General features: G+C 71.5%; 12 protein-coding genes. 9 read left to right on the top strand and 3 right to left on the bottom strand.

Going from position 1 to position 15,174, the window contains the following annotated elements:
* Positions 1-7 precede the first annotated feature (7 nt).
* Complete coding sequence (locus MCHLDSM_RS09925) at positions 8-736, bottom strand: amino acid ABC transporter ATP-binding protein (RefSeq protein ID WP_082168835.1); 729 nt, start codon at positions 734-736, stop codon at positions 8-10.
* Between the two features lie 129 nt (positions 737-865).
* Here MCHLDSM_RS09925 and miaB point away from each other — a divergent pair, with 129 nt between their 5' ends.
* Complete coding sequence (miaB, locus tag MCHLDSM_RS09920; RefSeq protein ID WP_109788778.1) at positions 866-2,407, top strand: tRNA (N6-isopentenyl adenosine(37)-C2)-methylthiotransferase MiaB; 1,542 nt, start codon at positions 866-868, stop codon at positions 2,405-2,407.
* A complete protein-coding gene (locus tag MCHLDSM_RS09915) occupies positions 2,404-2,994 on the top strand; it encodes an Rv2732c family membrane protein (protein WP_048469903.1) in 591 nt (196 codons plus the stop codon). The genes miaB and MCHLDSM_RS09915 overlap by 4 nt, the downstream gene beginning before the upstream one ends.
* A gap of 3 nt (positions 2,995-2,997) precedes the next feature.
* Here the strand turns inward: MCHLDSM_RS09915 and MCHLDSM_RS09910 are convergent, their stop codons facing one another.
* Positions 2,998-4,380, bottom strand: coding sequence for a DUF349 domain-containing protein (locus MCHLDSM_RS09910; protein WP_048469902.1), 1,383 nt, complete (start codon positions 4,378-4,380; stop codon positions 2,998-3,000).
* Positions 4,381-4,552: 172 nt separating this feature from the next.
* On the opposite strand from MCHLDSM_RS09910, the gene MCHLDSM_RS09905 reads away from it, so the two are divergent.
* Genes MCHLDSM_RS09905 through hflX form a run of 5 tightly spaced genes read left to right on the top strand, consistent with a single transcriptional unit; the run spans position 4,553 to position 9,390 of the window.
* Positions 4,553-5,428 carry a DMT family transporter gene (locus MCHLDSM_RS09905; protein WP_048469901.1) on the top strand — a complete coding sequence of 292 codons (876 nt, stop codon included), beginning with the start codon at positions 4,553-4,555 and terminating at the stop codon, positions 5,426-5,428.
* A gap of 23 nt (positions 5,429-5,451) precedes the next feature.
* Positions 5,452-6,138: a class III extradiol ring-cleavage dioxygenase family protein gene (locus MCHLDSM_RS09900; RefSeq protein ID WP_048469900.1), complete on the top strand. Its 687-nt coding sequence runs from the start codon at positions 5,452-5,454 to the stop codon at positions 6,136-6,138.
* Positions 6,139-6,143: 5 nt separating this feature from the next.
* Entirely contained in the window at positions 6,144-7,055 is a 912-nt protein-coding gene (miaA, locus tag MCHLDSM_RS09895; RefSeq protein ID WP_048470266.1) for a tRNA (adenosine(37)-N6)-dimethylallyltransferase MiaA, read from the top strand.
* Positions 7,056-7,059: 4 nt separating this feature from the next.
* The gene (gene dapF, locus MCHLDSM_RS09890; protein WP_048469899.1) at positions 7,060-7,932 is read left to right on the top strand and encodes a diaminopimelate epimerase; all 873 of its coding nucleotides are present in this window, start codon (positions 7,060-7,062) and stop codon (positions 7,930-7,932) included.
* A gap of 45 nt (positions 7,933-7,977) precedes the next feature.
* Positions 7,978-9,390, top strand: coding sequence for a GTPase HflX (gene hflX / locus MCHLDSM_RS09885; protein ID WP_109788777.1), 1,413 nt, complete (start codon positions 7,978-7,980; stop codon positions 9,388-9,390).
* On the opposite strand, the gene MCHLDSM_RS09880 is transcribed toward hflX, so the two are convergent.
* A complete protein-coding gene (locus MCHLDSM_RS09880) occupies positions 9,380-11,659 on the bottom strand; it encodes a molybdopterin-dependent oxidoreductase (protein ID WP_234713942.1) in 2,280 nt (759 codons plus the stop codon). The genes hflX and MCHLDSM_RS09880 overlap by 11 nt on opposite strands.
* A 103-nt stretch (positions 11,660-11,762) precedes the next feature.
* Between MCHLDSM_RS09880 and MCHLDSM_RS09875 the strand changes: the two genes are divergently transcribed.
* Positions 11,763-12,944, top strand: a complete 1,182-nt coding sequence (locus tag MCHLDSM_RS09875) for an acyl-CoA dehydrogenase family protein (RefSeq protein ID WP_048469896.1) — start codon at positions 11,763-11,765, stop codon at positions 12,942-12,944.
* A 158-nt stretch (positions 12,945-13,102) separates the two neighbouring features.
* On the top strand, positions 13,103-15,160 hold the full coding sequence (locus tag MCHLDSM_RS09870; protein WP_048469895.1) for an LGFP repeat-containing protein: 2,058 nt from the start codon (positions 13,103-13,105) through the stop codon (positions 15,158-15,160).
* The last annotated feature ends 14 nt before the right edge of the window (positions 15,161-15,174 follow it).

Genomic DNA, 15,174 nt, shown 5'->3' with positions numbered 1-15,174 from the left:
TCGAGGGTCAGTGATGAAGGATCTTGCCGAGGAAGTCTTTGGCGCGGTCCGAGGTCGGGTGGTCGAAGAACTGGGCGGGTTCGGCATCCTCGACGATCGCACCGTCGGCCATGAACACCACGCGGTTGGCGGCCCGGCGCGCGAAGCCCATCTCGTGGGTGACCACCAGCATCGTCATGCCCTCGGCGGCGAGGTCGGTCATCACCGAGAGGACCTCGTTGATCATCTCCGGGTCCAGCGCGCTGGTGGGTTCGTCGAACAGCATCACCTTCGGGCTCATCGCCAGGGACCGTGCGATCGCCACGCGCTGCTGCTGACCACCCGACAACTGGGCGGGGTACTTGTCGGCCTGGTTGGCCACCCCCACCCGCTCGAGCAGCTTCATCGCCGCCGCGTGCGCCTCGCCCTTGTTCTTCTTGCGCACCTTCATCGGGGCCAGCATCACGTTCTCGACGATCGTCTTGTGCGCGAACAGGTTGAACGACTGGAACACCATGCCGACGTCGCTGCGCAGTTGCGCGAGTTTGCGGCCCTCCGCGGGCAGCGTCTGACCGTCGATCGCGATCGTTCCCGAATCGATGGTCTCGAGCCGATTGATGGTGCGGCACAACGTCGATTTGCCCGAACCGGACGGCCCGATGACGACGATGACCTGTCCCTTGCCGACCTCGAGGTCGATGTCCTGCAGCACGTGCAGGGAGCCGAAGTGCTTGTTGACCGCCTTCATCGAGATCATCGGCACGTCAGGGGACTCCCTGGGGCTCTCCATGGGTGCTGACCTTACCCAGGGAACGCCCAGCATGCTCCGAACTCGGCAATCCGCCGGGTACTCGCCGGTGCGGGGGCCGTCGCGCCCCGCCGTAGGATGGTGGCCGTGACTTCGGTGGTGAGCAGGCCCGACGACTCGGCGGTGACCGGGTCGGCTGCGCGCACCTTCCAGGTCCGCACGTACGGCTGCCAGATGAACGTGCACGACTCCGAGCGGCTCGCCGGCCTGCTCGAGGAGGCCGGTTACCGGCGGGCCGACGAGGGAACCGACGCCGACATCGTGGTGTTCAACACCTGCGCGGTGCGCGAGAACGCCGACAACAAGCTCTACGGCAACCTCAGCCATCTCGCGCCGCGCAAACAGGCCGACCCGGCCATGCAGATCGCCGTCGGCGGATGCCTGGCGCAGAAGGACCGCGACACCGTGCTGACCAAGGCTCCATGGGTCGACGTCGTGTTCGGCACGCACAACATCGGCTCGCTGCCCGCCCTGCTGGACCGGGCCCGGCACAACCGCGTCGCCCAGGTCGAGATCGCCGAAGCGCTGCAGGAATTCCCCTCCGCCCTGCCTGCGAGTCGCGAATCGGCTTATGCGGCTTGGGTTTCCGTCTCGGTCGGATGCAACAACACCTGCACGTTCTGTATCGTGCCGTCGCTGCGCGGCAAGGAGGTGGACCGCAGGCCCGGTGACGTGCTGGCCGAGGTGCAGTCCCTGGTCGACCAGGGCGTGCTCGAGATCACGCTGCTCGGTCAGAACGTCAACGCCTATGGGGTCTCCTTCGCCGACCCGGACCAGCCCCGTGACCGCGGCGCGTTCGCGAAGTTGCTGCGCGCGTGCGGGCGGATCGACGGACTCGAGCGGGTGCGCTTCACCTCGCCGCACCCGGCGGAGTTCACCGACGACGTCATCGACGCCATGGCCGAGACCCCCAACGTGTGCCCGACCCTGCACATGCCGCTGCAGTCGGGTTCGGACCGCATCCTGCGCGCGATGCGGCGCTCCTACCGGGCGGACAGGTACCTCGGCATCATCGACCGCGTGCGCGCCGCCCTTCCGCACGCCGCGATCACCACCGATCTGATCGTCGGGTTCCCGGGGGAGACCGAGGAGGACTTCCAGGCCACCCTCGACGTCGTGGCGGCCGCGCGCTTCGCCAGCGCGTTCACCTTCCAGTACAGCAAGCGCCCCGGCACACCCGCCGCGGAACTGCCCGGTCAGATCCCGAAAGAAGTTGTGTCGCAACGCTATCAGCGGCTGATCGAGCTGCAGGAGAGAATCTCGCTGGAGGAGAACGTCGCGCAGGTCGGTCGGACGGTCGAGGTGCTGGTCGCCACCGGCGAGGGGCGCAAGGACGCCGCCACGGCCCGGATGTCCGGCCGCGCCCGCGACGGCAGGCTTGTGCACTTCGCCCCCGGCCCGAACGCGGACCGGATCCGGCCCGGCGACGTCGTCGTGACCACCGTGACCGGAGCCGCGCCGCACCACCTGATCGCCGACACCGGGCCGATCACGCACCGCACCACCCGCGCCGGCGACGCGCACGCGGCCGGACAGCGGCCCCGCACCGGCGTCGGCCTCGGCATGCCGTCGATCGGCGTCCCCGCCCCGGTGCAGCCGACCGGCGGGTGTGCCCGATGAGCGAGGAACCCCGCCGCGACGACGACTTCGATTACCTCCGGGAGGACATCGAAGCCGCCGAACGCCGCATCGCCCGCGAGATCGATCCCGGCCCCCGCGCGCTGGCCATCGCGATCTTCGTGTTCGCGCTGCTGACCACGCTGGTGCTGCCGCACGCCGGCGACGCCCGCGGGCTCGACGTGCTGGTCGGCTCCGACGCCGCGCACGCCAGCGGCATCGCGCTGCCGCATCGGGTGTTCGCCTGGCTGGCCCTGGTCTTCGGCGGCGGCTTCTCCATCCTGGCGCTGCTGACCCGGCGGTGGGCGCTGGCCTGGATCGCGCTGGCCGGATCGACCGTCGCGTCGTTCCTGGGGTTGCTCGCGGTGTGGTCGCGCCAGACCGCCGCCTCGCAGTACCCCGGCCCCGGGATCGGGCTGCTCATCGCGTGGTTCGCGATGATCCTGCTGGCCTATCACTGGGCCCGCGTGGTCGCCGCCCGAAGCGCGCTGCAACTGGCCACCGAGGAACACCGCCGACGGCTTACCGCCGAGCGTGACCGCAAGGGACTGCTCGACCGCTTCGGCGACGACGAGCCGCCCGCGTCCTAGCCGCTAACGCTTCCTGCCCAGCGCGTCCGCGGCCGCCTCGGCCCACTGACGCCACTGTTCTGCGTTCGCGCGTGCCTGCTCGGCGTCCTTCGTGCGGCCCGCCGCCTCGGCCTTCTCCGCCTGGCGTTCGAACTGTTCGGCGCGTTCCCGGAACTGGTCGGCGCGGGCCTGCGCCTCGGGGTCCACCCCGCCGGTCGGCGCGTCGCGGATCTTCTTCTCCACCGCGCGCATCCGCCGCTCCAGCTCGGCGGCGCGCTCCCGCGGCACCTTGCCGATCGCGTCCCACTTGTCGCCGATCGCGCGCAACGCCGCCCGCGACGCGTCACGGTCAGCGGGATCGAGCCGTTCCGCCTCGACCAGCAGGGCCTCTTTCGCGTCGGCGTTCGCGCGGAACTCGGCGTCCCGCTCCGCGGTCGCGGCGTTACGGGCGGAGAAGAACCGGTCCTGGGCGCTCTTGAACCGCTGCCACAGCGCGTCGTCGACGTCCTTGGCGGCCCGGCCCGCGGCCTTCCACTCGCCGAGCAGGTCGCGGAAGACCGCCGAGGTGGCACCCCAGTCGGTCGAATCGCACAGCTCCTCGGCGCGCACGCACAGCGCCTCCTTGGCCTGCCGGGCGCCGGCGCGTTCGCGGTCGAGCTCGGCGAAATGCGAGCCGCGGCGCCGGTTGAACGTCTCGCGCGCCGCCGAGTACCGCTTCCACAGCGCGTCGTCGGTCTTGCGGTCGACACCGCTGATCGTCTTCCACTCGTCGAGGATCGCCCGCAGCCGGTCGCCCGCGGCCTTCCACTGCGACGCGGTGGCGGCCAGTTCCTCCGCCTCCGCGGCCAGCGCCTCCTTGCGGGCCGTCTGCTGCGCCCGGAACTCCTCGCGTTTGGCCTTCTCCTCCTGCGAGGCGCCCTCGGCCTGCTCGACGATCGCCGCGAGCCGGGCTGCCAGCGCGTCCACGTCGCCGAGCACGTGCGCCTCAGGCAGGCTCTCGGCCAGCGCCGAGGCGGCCGACCGGATCTTGCGGGCGTCGCCCGATCCCGACGCCAACCGGCGTTCGAGCAGCACCACCTCGGTCTGCAGGTCATCGAAGCGGCGGCCGAAATGCACGTAGGCGGCCTCGGCGTCGCCGGCCTGCCACGAACCGATCGTGCGTTCGCCCGCCGCGGTGATCAACCACACCGTGCCGTCCGGGTCGACGCGACCGAACCGGTGCGGATCGCTGGACGGCACCGCTGCGACCGCCGCCGCGGCCACCGGCGGCGCCGGGCGCGGGCCGGGGCGCGCCGGCCCCGGTTTCGGGCGGGCGGAGGACGGACCGGGAGTCGGCGCCGGCGACGGCGTGGGATCCGGTTCCTGCTGCCCGGCCTCGGAGGATCCGCCGGGTTCGGTGATCGTCATGTCAGTTACCTCATGTCCTCCGCGCGGTCTCCGCGCACCGTGCCGCGCAGCGCGGCGCCTCACAAGCTCCGACCGCTATTCAAACAGGTTGCCCGGCGCTGCGCCCACGCCTTGGCGCCGGTGATCTCTAGGCTCGGTGCGAAAACCGTCCGGACGGGGGAGGAGCTGGCCGATGGCGAAGGCCGACATCGCCGCGGTGCTGGCGCTGGCCGCGGCGTTCTTCATCGCCGTCGGCGACGTCATCCATCAGCGGTCCGCGCACGAGGTGACCGATGAACCCGTCGGCCATCTCGAGCTGTTCGGCCGGTTGTTGCGCGACGGCCGGTGGTGGCTGGGCAGCGGCGTCGCGGCGATCGGGTTCGCGCTGCAGGCCGCAGCGCTGGGACTGGGGTCGGTGCTGCTGGTGCAGGCGCTGCTGGTGACATCGCTGCTGTTCGCCCTGCCGATCAGCGCTCGGCTGGCGGGTCGGCGGGTGACCCGCTGGCAGTGGCTGTGGGCGGCGCTGCTGGCCGCGGCCGTCGCGGTCATCGTGACGGTCGGCGATCCGACCGCCGGCGCGTCGCGGGCATCGCTGCACACCTGGCTGTGGGTGGCCGCCGTGCTCGGCCCGGTGCTGGCGCTGTGTCTGCTCGGGGCCCAGATGGCCTCGCCCCCGGTCAGCGCGGTGCTGCTGGCCGTGGTCTCCGGCGGGCTGTGGGGGCTGTTCGCGGTGCTGACCAAGGCGGTGGTGGACCGGCTGGACGTGACGAGCTGGGCGGGCATCGTCGCGCTGCTGAGCACCCCCGAGCTGTACGTCTGGGCGGCGGTGGCGATCGCGGGCACCGCGATGCAACAGGCGTCGTTCCGGTCGGGTGCGCTGACGGCCTCGCTGCCGACGATGACGGTCGTCGAACCGGTCGTCGCCAGCGCCCTGGGCGTGGCCGTGCTCGGGGAGACGCTGCGGCCCGGGGAGACAGGGGTCTTTGCGCTGGTCGCCGCCGTGGCCGTGATGGTGGTCGCCACCGCGGCACTGGCCCGCGGCGAAGCCGCCACCCGCGAACCCGCCTGAGTCGCTGTGACTAGGTTGGTGGCGTGCTGAGCGCCATCGCGATCGTCCCGTCGGCGCCCGTGATGGTGCCCGAGCTGGCCGGCGCCGCGGCCGCGGAGACAGCCGATCTGCGGGCCGCCGCGATCGCCGTCGCCGGCGCGCTTCCGCCGCGCTGGGTGGCCGTCGGCGTCGCGGCGACCGACGGCGTCAGTGGGCCCGGCGCCGTCGGCACCTTCGCCGGCTACGGCGTCGACGTGCCGGTCCGGCTGTCCGGCACCGCCGAGGGCGCGCCGACCGCGCTCCCGCTGTGCGCGCTGATCACCGGGTGGCTGCGCGGACTCGCGCGCCCCGAGGCCGTCGCCGAGGTGCGTGCCTTCGGCGCAGGCACGCCGGCGCAGGCCGCGCTGACCGCCGGGCGGGCCCTGCGCGCCGAACTCGACGGCACCGACGAAGCCGTGGGGGTGCTCGTCGTCGCCGACGGCGCCAACACGCTGACCGCGGCGGCCCCGGGCGGTCACGACCCGGATTCGGTGCCCGTGCAGGCCGCGCTCGACGGCGCGCTCGCCGCCGGGCACGTCGCCGACCTGGCCGGGCTGCCCGACGGGATCGTCGGCCGGGTCGCCTACCAGGTGCTGGCCGGGCTGGCCGAACCGGCGCCGCGCACGGCCGAGGAACGCCACCGCGGCGCGCCCTACGGCGTCGGCTACTTCGTCGGCCTCTGGACACCGTGACAGCGGTGCGGCCGCTGGCCATCATCGGGCCGACCGGAACGGGCAAGTCGGAGCTCGCGCTGGCCGTCGCCGACCTGCTGGACCAGCCCGCCGAGGTGGTGAACGCCGACGCGATGCAGCTCTACCGCGGCATGGACATCGGCACCGCGAAGCTCACCGTCGCCGAGCGGCGCGGAATCCCGCACCACCAACTCGACGTCCTCGACGTCACCGAGACCGCGACGGTCGCCCGCTACCAGCAGGCCGCGACCGCCGATGTCGAGGCGATCGCGGCGCGCGGGGCGGTGCCCGTCATCGTCGGCGGATCGATGCTCTACATCCAGTCGCTGCTCGACGCATGGTCGTTTCCCGCCACCGATCCGGCGGTCCGGGCGCGCTGGGAGGCGCGGCTGGCCGAGGTCGGGGTCGCCGCACTGCACCGCGAACTCGCGGGGGTGGACCCGGCCGCGGCGGCGTCGATCCTGCCCACCGACGGCCGGCGCATCGTGCGGGCACTGGAGGTCGTCGAACTGACCGGCCGGCCGTTCGCCGCGTCGGCGCCGACCATCGGAGCGCCCCGCTGGAACACCGCGATCATCGGATTGGACTGGCCCACCGAGGTTCTCGACCAGCGGCTGGCCCGCCGGACCGACACCATGTTCGACGCCGGACTGGTCGACGAGGTCATCGCCCTGCAGGCCCGCGGCCTGCGCGACGGCGTCACCGCGGCGCGCGCGCTGGGCTACGCGCAGGTGCTGGCCGACCTGGACGCCGGTGGGGACGGCAGCGCGGCGCGCGAGCCCACCTTCCTGGGCACCCGCCGGTACGTGCGTCGGCAGAGGTCCTGGTTCCGCCGCGACCACCGCATCACCTGGCTCGACGGTGGCGCAGCCGGAAACGCCGAAACGGCCTTGGGGATCTGGCGCGACGTATCCTGACCTCGTGAGGTTCGCCAAAGGGCACGGGACGCAGAACGACTTCGTCGTGCTGCCCGACCTGGACGCCGGGCTGGCGCTGGCGCCGGCCGCGGTTGCCGCGCTGTGCGACCGCAGGCGGGGCCTGGGCGCTGACGGGGTGCTGCGGGTCACCACTGCCGGCGCGGCCCGGGCCGCCGGCGTGTTCGACCGGCTGCCCGAGGGCCTGGCCGACGACGACTGGTACATGGACTACCGCAACGCCGACGGTTCCCTCGCGCAGATGTGCGGCAACGGCGTGCGGGTGTTCGCGCACTACCTGCGCGCCAGCGGGCTGGAAACCCGCACCGAGTTCGTGGTCGGCTCGCTGGCGGGACCGCGGCCGGTGGTGCTGCACGCCGCCGACGCGGTGCGCGCCGACGTGACCGTCGAGATGGGCAAGGCCAACGTGACCGGATCCGGCGCGGCGACCGTGGGCGGGCACCCGTTCACCGGCCTGGCCGTCGACGTCGGCAACCCGCACCTGGCCTGCGTCGATCCTGCGCTGAGCACCGGGGCGCTGGCGGCCCTCGACGTCGCGGCGCCGGTCGCGTTCGACGCCGCGCAGTTCCCCGACGGGGTGAACGTCGAGGTCCTCACCGCCCCCGCCGACGGCGCGGTGTCGATGCGGGTGCACGAGCGCGGCGTGGGGGAGACCCGGTCCTGCGGCACCGGAACCGTCGCGGCGGCCGTCGCCGCGCTGGCCCACCAGGGTGCGGCCACCGGTGCGCTGACCGTGCGCATCCCCGGTGGCGAGGTCGTCGTGACGATCACCGACGCCACCAGCTACCTGCGCGGACCGTCGGTTCTGGTGGCCGCGGGCGAACTCTCCGAGGAATGGTGGGCAGCGTGCGCACGTTAAACGAGGTGCATGAACAGTGATCTCCGTGCGAACCTTGGTTCGCCTATGACGTATCCCGAATTCCTCAACGACAACCCCAGCGCGGGCGAACTCGCGCTCGAAGACCGCGCGGCGCTGCGCCGCGTCGCGGGGCTGTCCACCGAACTGGCCGACGTCTCCGAGGTCGAGTACCGCCAGCTGCGCCTCGAGCGCGTCGTGCTGGTGGGGGTCTGGACCGAGGGCACGGCGGCCGACGCCGACGCGAGCCTGGCCGAACTGGCCGCGCTCGCCGAGACCGCCGGCTCCGAGGTGCTCGAGGGCGTGATCCAGCGCCGCGACAAGCCCGACCCGGCCACCTACATCGGCTCCGGCAAAGCCGCCGAACTGCGCGAGGTCGTGCTGGCCACCGGCGCCGACACCGTGATCTGCGACGGTGAGCTCAGCCCCGCGCAGCTCAACGCGCTGGAGAAGGTCGTCAAGGTCAAGGTGATCGACCGGACCGCGCTGATCCTCGACATCTTCGCCCAGCACGCCACCAGCCGCGAGGGCAAGGCCCAGGTGTCGCTGGCCCAGATGGAGTACATGCTGCCCCGGCTGCGCGGCTGGGGCGAGTCGATGTCCCGGCAGGCCGGTGGCCGCGCGGGCGGCGCCGGCGGCGGCGTGGGTACCCGCGGACCCGGCGAGACCAAGATCGAGACCGATCGGCGCCGGATCCGGGAACGGATGTCCAAGCTGCGTCGGGACATCAAGGACATGAAGAAGATCCGCGACACCCAGCGCAGTGGGCGCAAGCGCAGCGAGACGCCGTCGGTCGCGATCGTCGGCTACACCAACGCCGGCAAGTCGAGTCTGCTCAACGCGCTCACCGGGGCGGGTGTGCTGGTCGAGAACGCGTTGTTCGCCACGCTCGAACCCACCACGCGCCGTGGGCAATTCGACGACGGTCGGCAGTTCGTGCTGACCGACACCGTCGGGTTCGTGCGGCACCTGCCCACTCAGTTGGTGGAGGCCTTCCGCTCGACACTGGAAGAGGTCGTCGACGCGGACCTGCTGGTGCACGTGGTCGACGGATCCGACGTGAACCCGCTGGCGCAGATCAACGCGGTCCGGCAGGTGATCAACGACGTGGTCGCCGAGTACGGCATCACCCCGCCCACCGAACTGCTGGTGGTGAACAAGACCGATGCGGCGAGCGGGCTGACGCTGGCCACGCTGCGACGGGCGCTGCCCGGTGCGGTGTTCGTGTCCGCGCACACCGGCGACGGGCTGGACCGGCTGCGCAGTCGGATGGCCGAACTCGTGGTGCCCACCGACACCGGCGTCGACGTGACGATTCCCTACGACCGCGGTGATCTGGTCGCGCGGGTGCACTCCGAAGGCCGGGTGGACGCCACCGAACACACCGAGCGCGGCACCCGGATCACGGCGCGGGTGCCGGTCGCCCTGGCGGCCGGCTTGGCCGAGTTCGCTACCTCCTGACGATCCGCGGCGGCTGATGCGCGCGCACCGGAGGCGGCGTCGCGGTGTACTTCTCGACTTCGACGAGGGCGTGTGCCCCGCTGCAGCCGCGGGCCAGCGACGAGGTGCCGACGTCGTCGGTCAGCACGTTCGGGTTGCCGTGCACGCACAGGGCATCGGGGTCGGCCGGATCGGCCGGGTCGTACCAGGCCCCGGTCGAGAGCTGCACGACCCGGGGGCGCACACCGGCGTCGACGATCACCCCGGCCAGGCAGGCGCCGCGGTCGTTGAACACCCGCACCACGTCGCCGGCGCTCAGGCCCCTTGCCTGCGCGTCGGCGGGATGTATCCGAATCGGTTCCCGGCCCGCCACTTTCGATTTCTGGCTGGCTGCGCCGCCGTCGAGCTGACTGTGCAGCCGGGCGGCCGGCTGATTCGCCACCAGGTGCAGCGGGTACCGCTGTGCCCGCGCGCCGCCCAGCCAGTCGGTCGGCTCGAACCAGCGCGGGTGGCCCGCGCAGTCGGCGTAGCCGAACCTGTCGATGTCGTCATTGAAGATCTCGATCAGACCGCTGCGGGTGCCGAGCCGGTGGGTCTGCGGATCCGCCCGGAAGTCGGCGAGCAGGGTCAGGCCGTCCTCGACCGGCAGCCGCACGGAGCCGGTCCGCCAGAACTCCTCGAACGTCGGGACATCGAAATCCAGTGTCTGCCACCAGGTTTCATAGAGATGGCGCAGCCATTCGTGTGAGGTGCGGCCTTCGGTGAAGGCCTCCTCGACGCCGAGCTCGCGCGCCAGCGCAGCGAACGTGTCGTAGTCGTCGCGGGATTGCGCGTAGGGCTCGGTCAGCCTCGGCATCGCCATCAGCAGCGGATCGTTGCGGGAGCCCGAGAAGTCGTCGCGTTCGGCGAAGGTGGTCGACGGTATCGCGATGTCGGCGTGCCGGGCCATCGGCGTCCAGTACGGGTCGTGCACCACGACGGTGTCCGGCCGGCCCAGCGCCCGCCGCAACCGCGGGATGTTCTGGTGGTGGTGGAACGGGTTGCCGCCCGCCCAGTAGACCAGCTTGATGTCCGGATAGGTGAGTCGTAACCCGTTGTAGTCGAACGCTTCTCCCGGATGGAGCAGCATGTCGCTGATCGCCGCCACCGGAATGAAGGATCCGACCGGGTTGAGGCCCTGGGGCAGGCGGGGCAGCGCGCAGCGCAGCGGCGGTAGGCCCGGCTCGTTCATCGAGCCGTAGCCGTGGCCGAAGCCGCCGCCGGGGAGGCCGATCTGGCCGAGCATCGCGGCGAGCGTCAGTCCCATCCACGGCGCCTGCTCGCCGAACCTGGTGCGCTGCAACGACCAGCTGACCGTCACGATCGTCCGGTTCGCGGCCATCCGGCGGGCCAGCGCGGTCAGCTCGTCGGCGTCCAGGCCGCTGCGCTCGGCCGCCCACTGCGGGGACTTCGGCACCCCGTCGTCGGTGCCCAGCAGGTAGCGCTCGAAACGCTCGTATCCGGTGCAGTACCGCGCGAGGAAGTCCCGATCGGCCAGTGACTCGGTGGCCAGCACGTGCGCCAGGCCGAGCATGACCGCCACGTCGGTGCCGGGCACCGGGGCGCGCCAGTCGCACGGTCCGTCGACGTCGTCACGCAGCGGCGAGAACGACACGATCTGCCCGCCGCGGGCGCGGAAGCGGTGCAGCGCATCGCGTGCCGGGTGCGCGGTGGTGCCGCCGTGATTGACGCCGGTGTTCTTCAGCGCCAGGCCGCCGAAGCACACCAGCAGGTCGGTGTGCTCGACGATGACGTCCCACTGGGTGGACCGCTTGAACAGGTCGTCGTGGGTTCCGACGACCCGCGGCATGATCACGCCGGTCGCGCCCAGGCTGTAGGAGTGCCGCGAGAACGTGTATCCGCCAAGGCAGTTCAGGAATCGGTGCACCTGGCTCTGGGCGTGGTGGAAGCGGCCCGCACTCGACCAGCCGTACGACCCGCCGTAGATCGCCTCGTTGCCGTGGCGGTCGACGACCCGGCGCAGTTCACCGGCCAGCAGTTCGGTGAGCTGTTCCCAGCTGACGGCGACGAAGTCGTCGGCGCCGCGGCGCGTGCTGGGTCCCGGCCCGTCGTCGAGCCAGCCGCGGCGCACCGCGGGGCCGGTGATCCGCGAGACGTGGCGGACCGAGCCGGGCAGATTGCCCAGTGCGGGTGACGGATCGGCGTCCCCGGCGAACGGGGTGACCGAGGCGATGTCGCCGGACTCGACGGTGGCGGTGAAGGCACCCCAGTGGGTGAGGCTGGTGCCCATGGCGGTGAGTCTAGGGCGTCCTGCCGCGTGTGCCCGACCAACCATCCGGTTGGATGGGGTACCTTGGCGGCAACACCTGCCGACCATCGACGCGAGGATCTCCATGGGCTCTTCTGCCGCTGCTGCCAAGTCCGTCATCGCCTACGAGCGCACGCTGTTCGAACCCGAGCACGAGATGTTCCGCGAATCGTTCCGCGAATTCCTCGCCCGCCACGTCGCGCCGTTCCACGACCAGTGGGAGGCCGACAAGCTCGTCGATCGGCAGGTCTGGCTGGAGGCCGGCAAGCAGGGCTTCCTCGGCATGGCCGTGCCCGAGGAGTACGGCGGCGGCGGGGTCGACGACTTCCGCTACAACACCGTCATCACCGAGGAGATCACCGCGGGCCGCTACAGCGGGCTGGGCTTCAGCCTGCACAACGACGTCGTCGCGCCGTACTTCATCCGCCTGACCACCGAGGAGCAGAAGCAGCGCTGGCTTCCGAAGTTCTGCAGCGGCGAGTACATCAGCGCCATCGCGATGACCGAGCCGGGCACGGGCAGCGACCTGCAGGGCATCAAGACCCGCGCGGTCCGCGACGGCGACCACTACGTGCTCAACGGTTCGAAGACGTTCATCACCAACGGGATCCTCTCCGACCTGGTGATCGTCGTGGCGCAGACCGATCCGGAGAAGGGTGCGCTGGGCTTCTCGCTGCTCGTGGTCGAGCGCGGCATGGAGGGCTTCGAGCGCGGCCGCAAGCTCGACAAGGTCGGCCTCGACGCCCAGGACACCGCCGAGCTGTCGTTCACCGATGTCAAGGTGCCGGTCGAGAACCTCCTCGGCGAGGAGGGGCAGGGCTTCATCTACCTCATGCAGAACCTGCCGCAGGAACGCATCAGCATCGCGATCATGGCGGCGGCGGCGATGGAGGCCGTGCTCGACGGGACCCTGCAGTACACCAAGGAGCGCAAGGCCTTCGGCAGGCCGATCGGCAGCCAGCAGAACAGCCGCTTTCTGCTCGCCGAGCTGTCCACCGAGGCGACCGTGGTGCGATTGATGGTCGACGAGTTCATCCGGCTGCACCTGGACGAGAAGCTGACCGTGGAGCAGGCCGCGATGGCCAAGTGGTACTCCACGGAGAAGCAGGTGCACCTGATCGACCGCTGCCTGCAGCTGCACGGCGGCTACGGCTACATGCGGGAGTACGACGTGGCCCGGGCCTACCTCGACGCCCGGGTGCAGACGATCTACGGCGGCACCACCGAGATCATGAAGGAGATCATCGGGCGCAGCCTCGGTGTCTAGTTTGCAGGGCCGCGGCGGTGGTTCGGGTGACGGCGCATATTCTCTGCCCGCACGGCGAGGTGCCTTGGTAATCGTCGTCCGCTGACGCAGAGTGAACGCACGCGGTAATTTTCGCTGAACCTTTTCAGCGACCGAGTCGCCGACCGCGGGGAGGATGCATGATCCGGCAGCCGATGCTGCGCCGACGTTCAGCCGGTCGATGGGCCATCGGACTGTTGGGGGTCGCCACCGCGCTCCTGCTCTCTCCGGTCGCCGCGGCGCAGCCCGACGTCGATGCCAACAACGCCATCACCGCGGCCTGGCAGGCCACCGGCGGCGACGCCGGCCCGCTGGGGCCCCAGTCCGGCGACGTCTATCCCGTCGGAGCGGGTTTCGCGCAGAACTTCGCGTCCGGGAAGGTGTTCTTCACCCCCGCGACCGGCGCCCACGCGATGCAGGGCGCCATCCTGGAGAAGTACGAGTCCCTCGGCGGCCCCGCCGACAGCGATCTGGGTTTCCCCACCATCGACGAAGGCGACGGCCGCGCGCCCGGCAGCCGCAACAGCACGTTCAGCGCGCCGGACAACCCGGTCATCTTCTGGACGCCCGACACCGGCGCCCACGTGGTCCGCGGCCCGCTCAACGCGGCGTGGGACAAGCTGGGCGGATCCTCGGCTGTGCTGGGTGTACCCAGCGAGGACGAGACCTACGACGGCTCGGTGGTGAGTCAGAAGTTCACCGGCGGCCAGGTGTCCTATGACTCGCGGACCAAGAAGTTCACCACCGACCCACCCGAACTGGCCGACCAGTTGGGCGATCTGTCGATCCCCGAGGACCCGGTCGTCGCGATCAACGCTGCGCGCCGCGCCGCGGGCGGTCCGCTCGGCCCGCTCGGCGCCAGCGACGGGGAGCCCTACAAGATCGGCTCCGACGGGATGGGCCAGGACTTCGTCAACGGCAAGATCTTCTACAGCCCGGACACCGGCGCGAATGTGGTCACCGGGCAGGTGCTGGCCAAATACGAGAGCGTCGGCGGTCCCGAAGGCGACCTCGGGTTCCCGATCACCGGCGAGGTGGACGGCGGTGTCGCGCCGGCGAGCCGGATGAGCAGCTTCGCCGCCGCGGACAAGCCCGTGATCTTCTGGACCCCGGACTACGGCGCGGTGATCGTGCGCGGCGCGATGAACGCGGCTTGGGAGAAACTCGGCGGAGCCACCGGCGCGCTCGGCGCACCCGTGTCCGATCAGAGCCAGAGCGGCGACGACATCACCCAGAAGTTCAGCGGCGGGGCGCTCACCTACAACACGGCGACCAAGAAGTTCACCACCGAACCGGGCAATCTCGCCTCGCAGCTCGCCGGGCTGGAGGTGCCCGGGCAGCAGGCGCCGCAGGCCACGCAGTCCTCGCAGGCCGCCGACAGCGGCAAGGGCTCGGGGTTCCGCTGGACGTGGTGGTGGCTGCTGGCGATCGTGCCCGTGCTCCTCGTTCTCGGTGTGGTCGCACTCGCGGTGGCGCGCAACCGGCGCCGCGGCCGTGACGACGACGATCTGTTCGGGCCGCCGCCCGGCGACCTCGACGCCGACGACCGGGCCTACGGCACCGGCCCGACAGGCGACGACGGCCGGGAGGACACTCTCTTCGGCGACCGCTACGCGCGGGAGGGGCTCGGCTCGCTGGGGTCGACGGTCGCTGCGACGCCCTCGAGTCCGTCGGAGGGTTACGAACCGGTCCGGGCGAGCTTCTGGGGAGCGCAGGAGCCATCGGCGGACGCGGGGGAGGTCCCGTCCTACGCCGAGCAGGAGGACCCCGACGCCGTGGACACGGCACCGACGCGCGTTCCGACGCCGACCGAGGTGGCTTCCGAGGACAGCGCTGCGCCTGCCGATGCCGATCGCGAGCCGCTGATGGCAGACGAGCCGGAACCGGAACCGGAGCCTGCACCCGAGCCCGAGTCTGCACCCGAGCCTGAGCCGGTACCGCTGCCGGTTTTCGATGCCGTCACCGACACCGGCCGCCACGCCCGCATCGGCATCGACGAACCGGCGCCGATGGGCACCGCGCTGCACCTTCCCCTCGACGATCCCGACGAGGTCCCGGACGGCTATCCCGTCAAGGCCGACACCCGCTCGGGTCTGTACTGGATTCCCGGCAGTGCCGACTACGAGGAGGCGCCCGCCCAGATCTGGTTCGCCACCGAGGAGATCGCGCGTACGAACGGCTTCGTCCGCGGCGAATGACCGGTCCGCCGCCG

Origin of the sequence: Mycolicibacterium chlorophenolicum (assembly GCF_001044235.1) — a bacterium.
Classification (GTDB): domain Bacteria; phylum Actinomycetota; class Actinomycetes; order Mycobacteriales; family Mycobacteriaceae; genus Mycobacterium; species Mycobacterium chlorophenolicum.
Note: the sequence above shows the minus strand (reverse complement) of the source record. Positions and strands in the feature narration are given on the sequence as shown.

What these genes read in the sequence shown, in the direction of transcription:
- MCHLDSM_RS09925 (WP_082168835.1), bottom strand. Translation starts at nt 736, where the DNA reads ATGATCTCGATGAAGGCGGTCAACAAGCACTTCGGCTCCCTGCACGTG.
- miaB (WP_109788778.1), top strand. Translation starts at nt 866, where the DNA reads ATGGTGGCCGTGACTTCGGTGGTGAGCAGGCCCGACGACTCGGCGGTG.
- MCHLDSM_RS09915 (WP_048469903.1), top strand. Translation starts at nt 2,404, where the DNA reads ATGAGCGAGGAACCCCGCCGCGACGACGACTTCGATTACCTCCGGGAG.
- MCHLDSM_RS09910 (WP_048469902.1), bottom strand. Translation starts at nt 4,380, where the DNA reads ATGACGATCACCGAACCCGGCGGATCCTCCGAGGCCGGGCAGCAGGAA.
- MCHLDSM_RS09905 (WP_048469901.1), top strand. Translation starts at nt 4,553, where the DNA reads ATGGCGAAGGCCGACATCGCCGCGGTGCTGGCGCTGGCCGCGGCGTTC.
- hflX (WP_109788777.1), top strand. Translation starts at nt 7,978, where the DNA reads ATGACGTATCCCGAATTCCTCAACGACAACCCCAGCGCGGGCGAACTC.
- MCHLDSM_RS09880 (WP_234713942.1), bottom strand. Translation starts at nt 11,659, where the DNA reads ATGGGCACCAGCCTCACCCACTGGGGTGCCTTCACCGCCACCGTCGAG.
- MCHLDSM_RS09875 (WP_048469896.1), top strand. Translation starts at nt 11,763, where the DNA reads ATGGGCTCTTCTGCCGCTGCTGCCAAGTCCGTCATCGCCTACGAGCGC.
- MCHLDSM_RS09870 (WP_048469895.1), top strand. Translation starts at nt 13,103, where the DNA reads ATGATCCGGCAGCCGATGCTGCGCCGACGTTCAGCCGGTCGATGGGCC.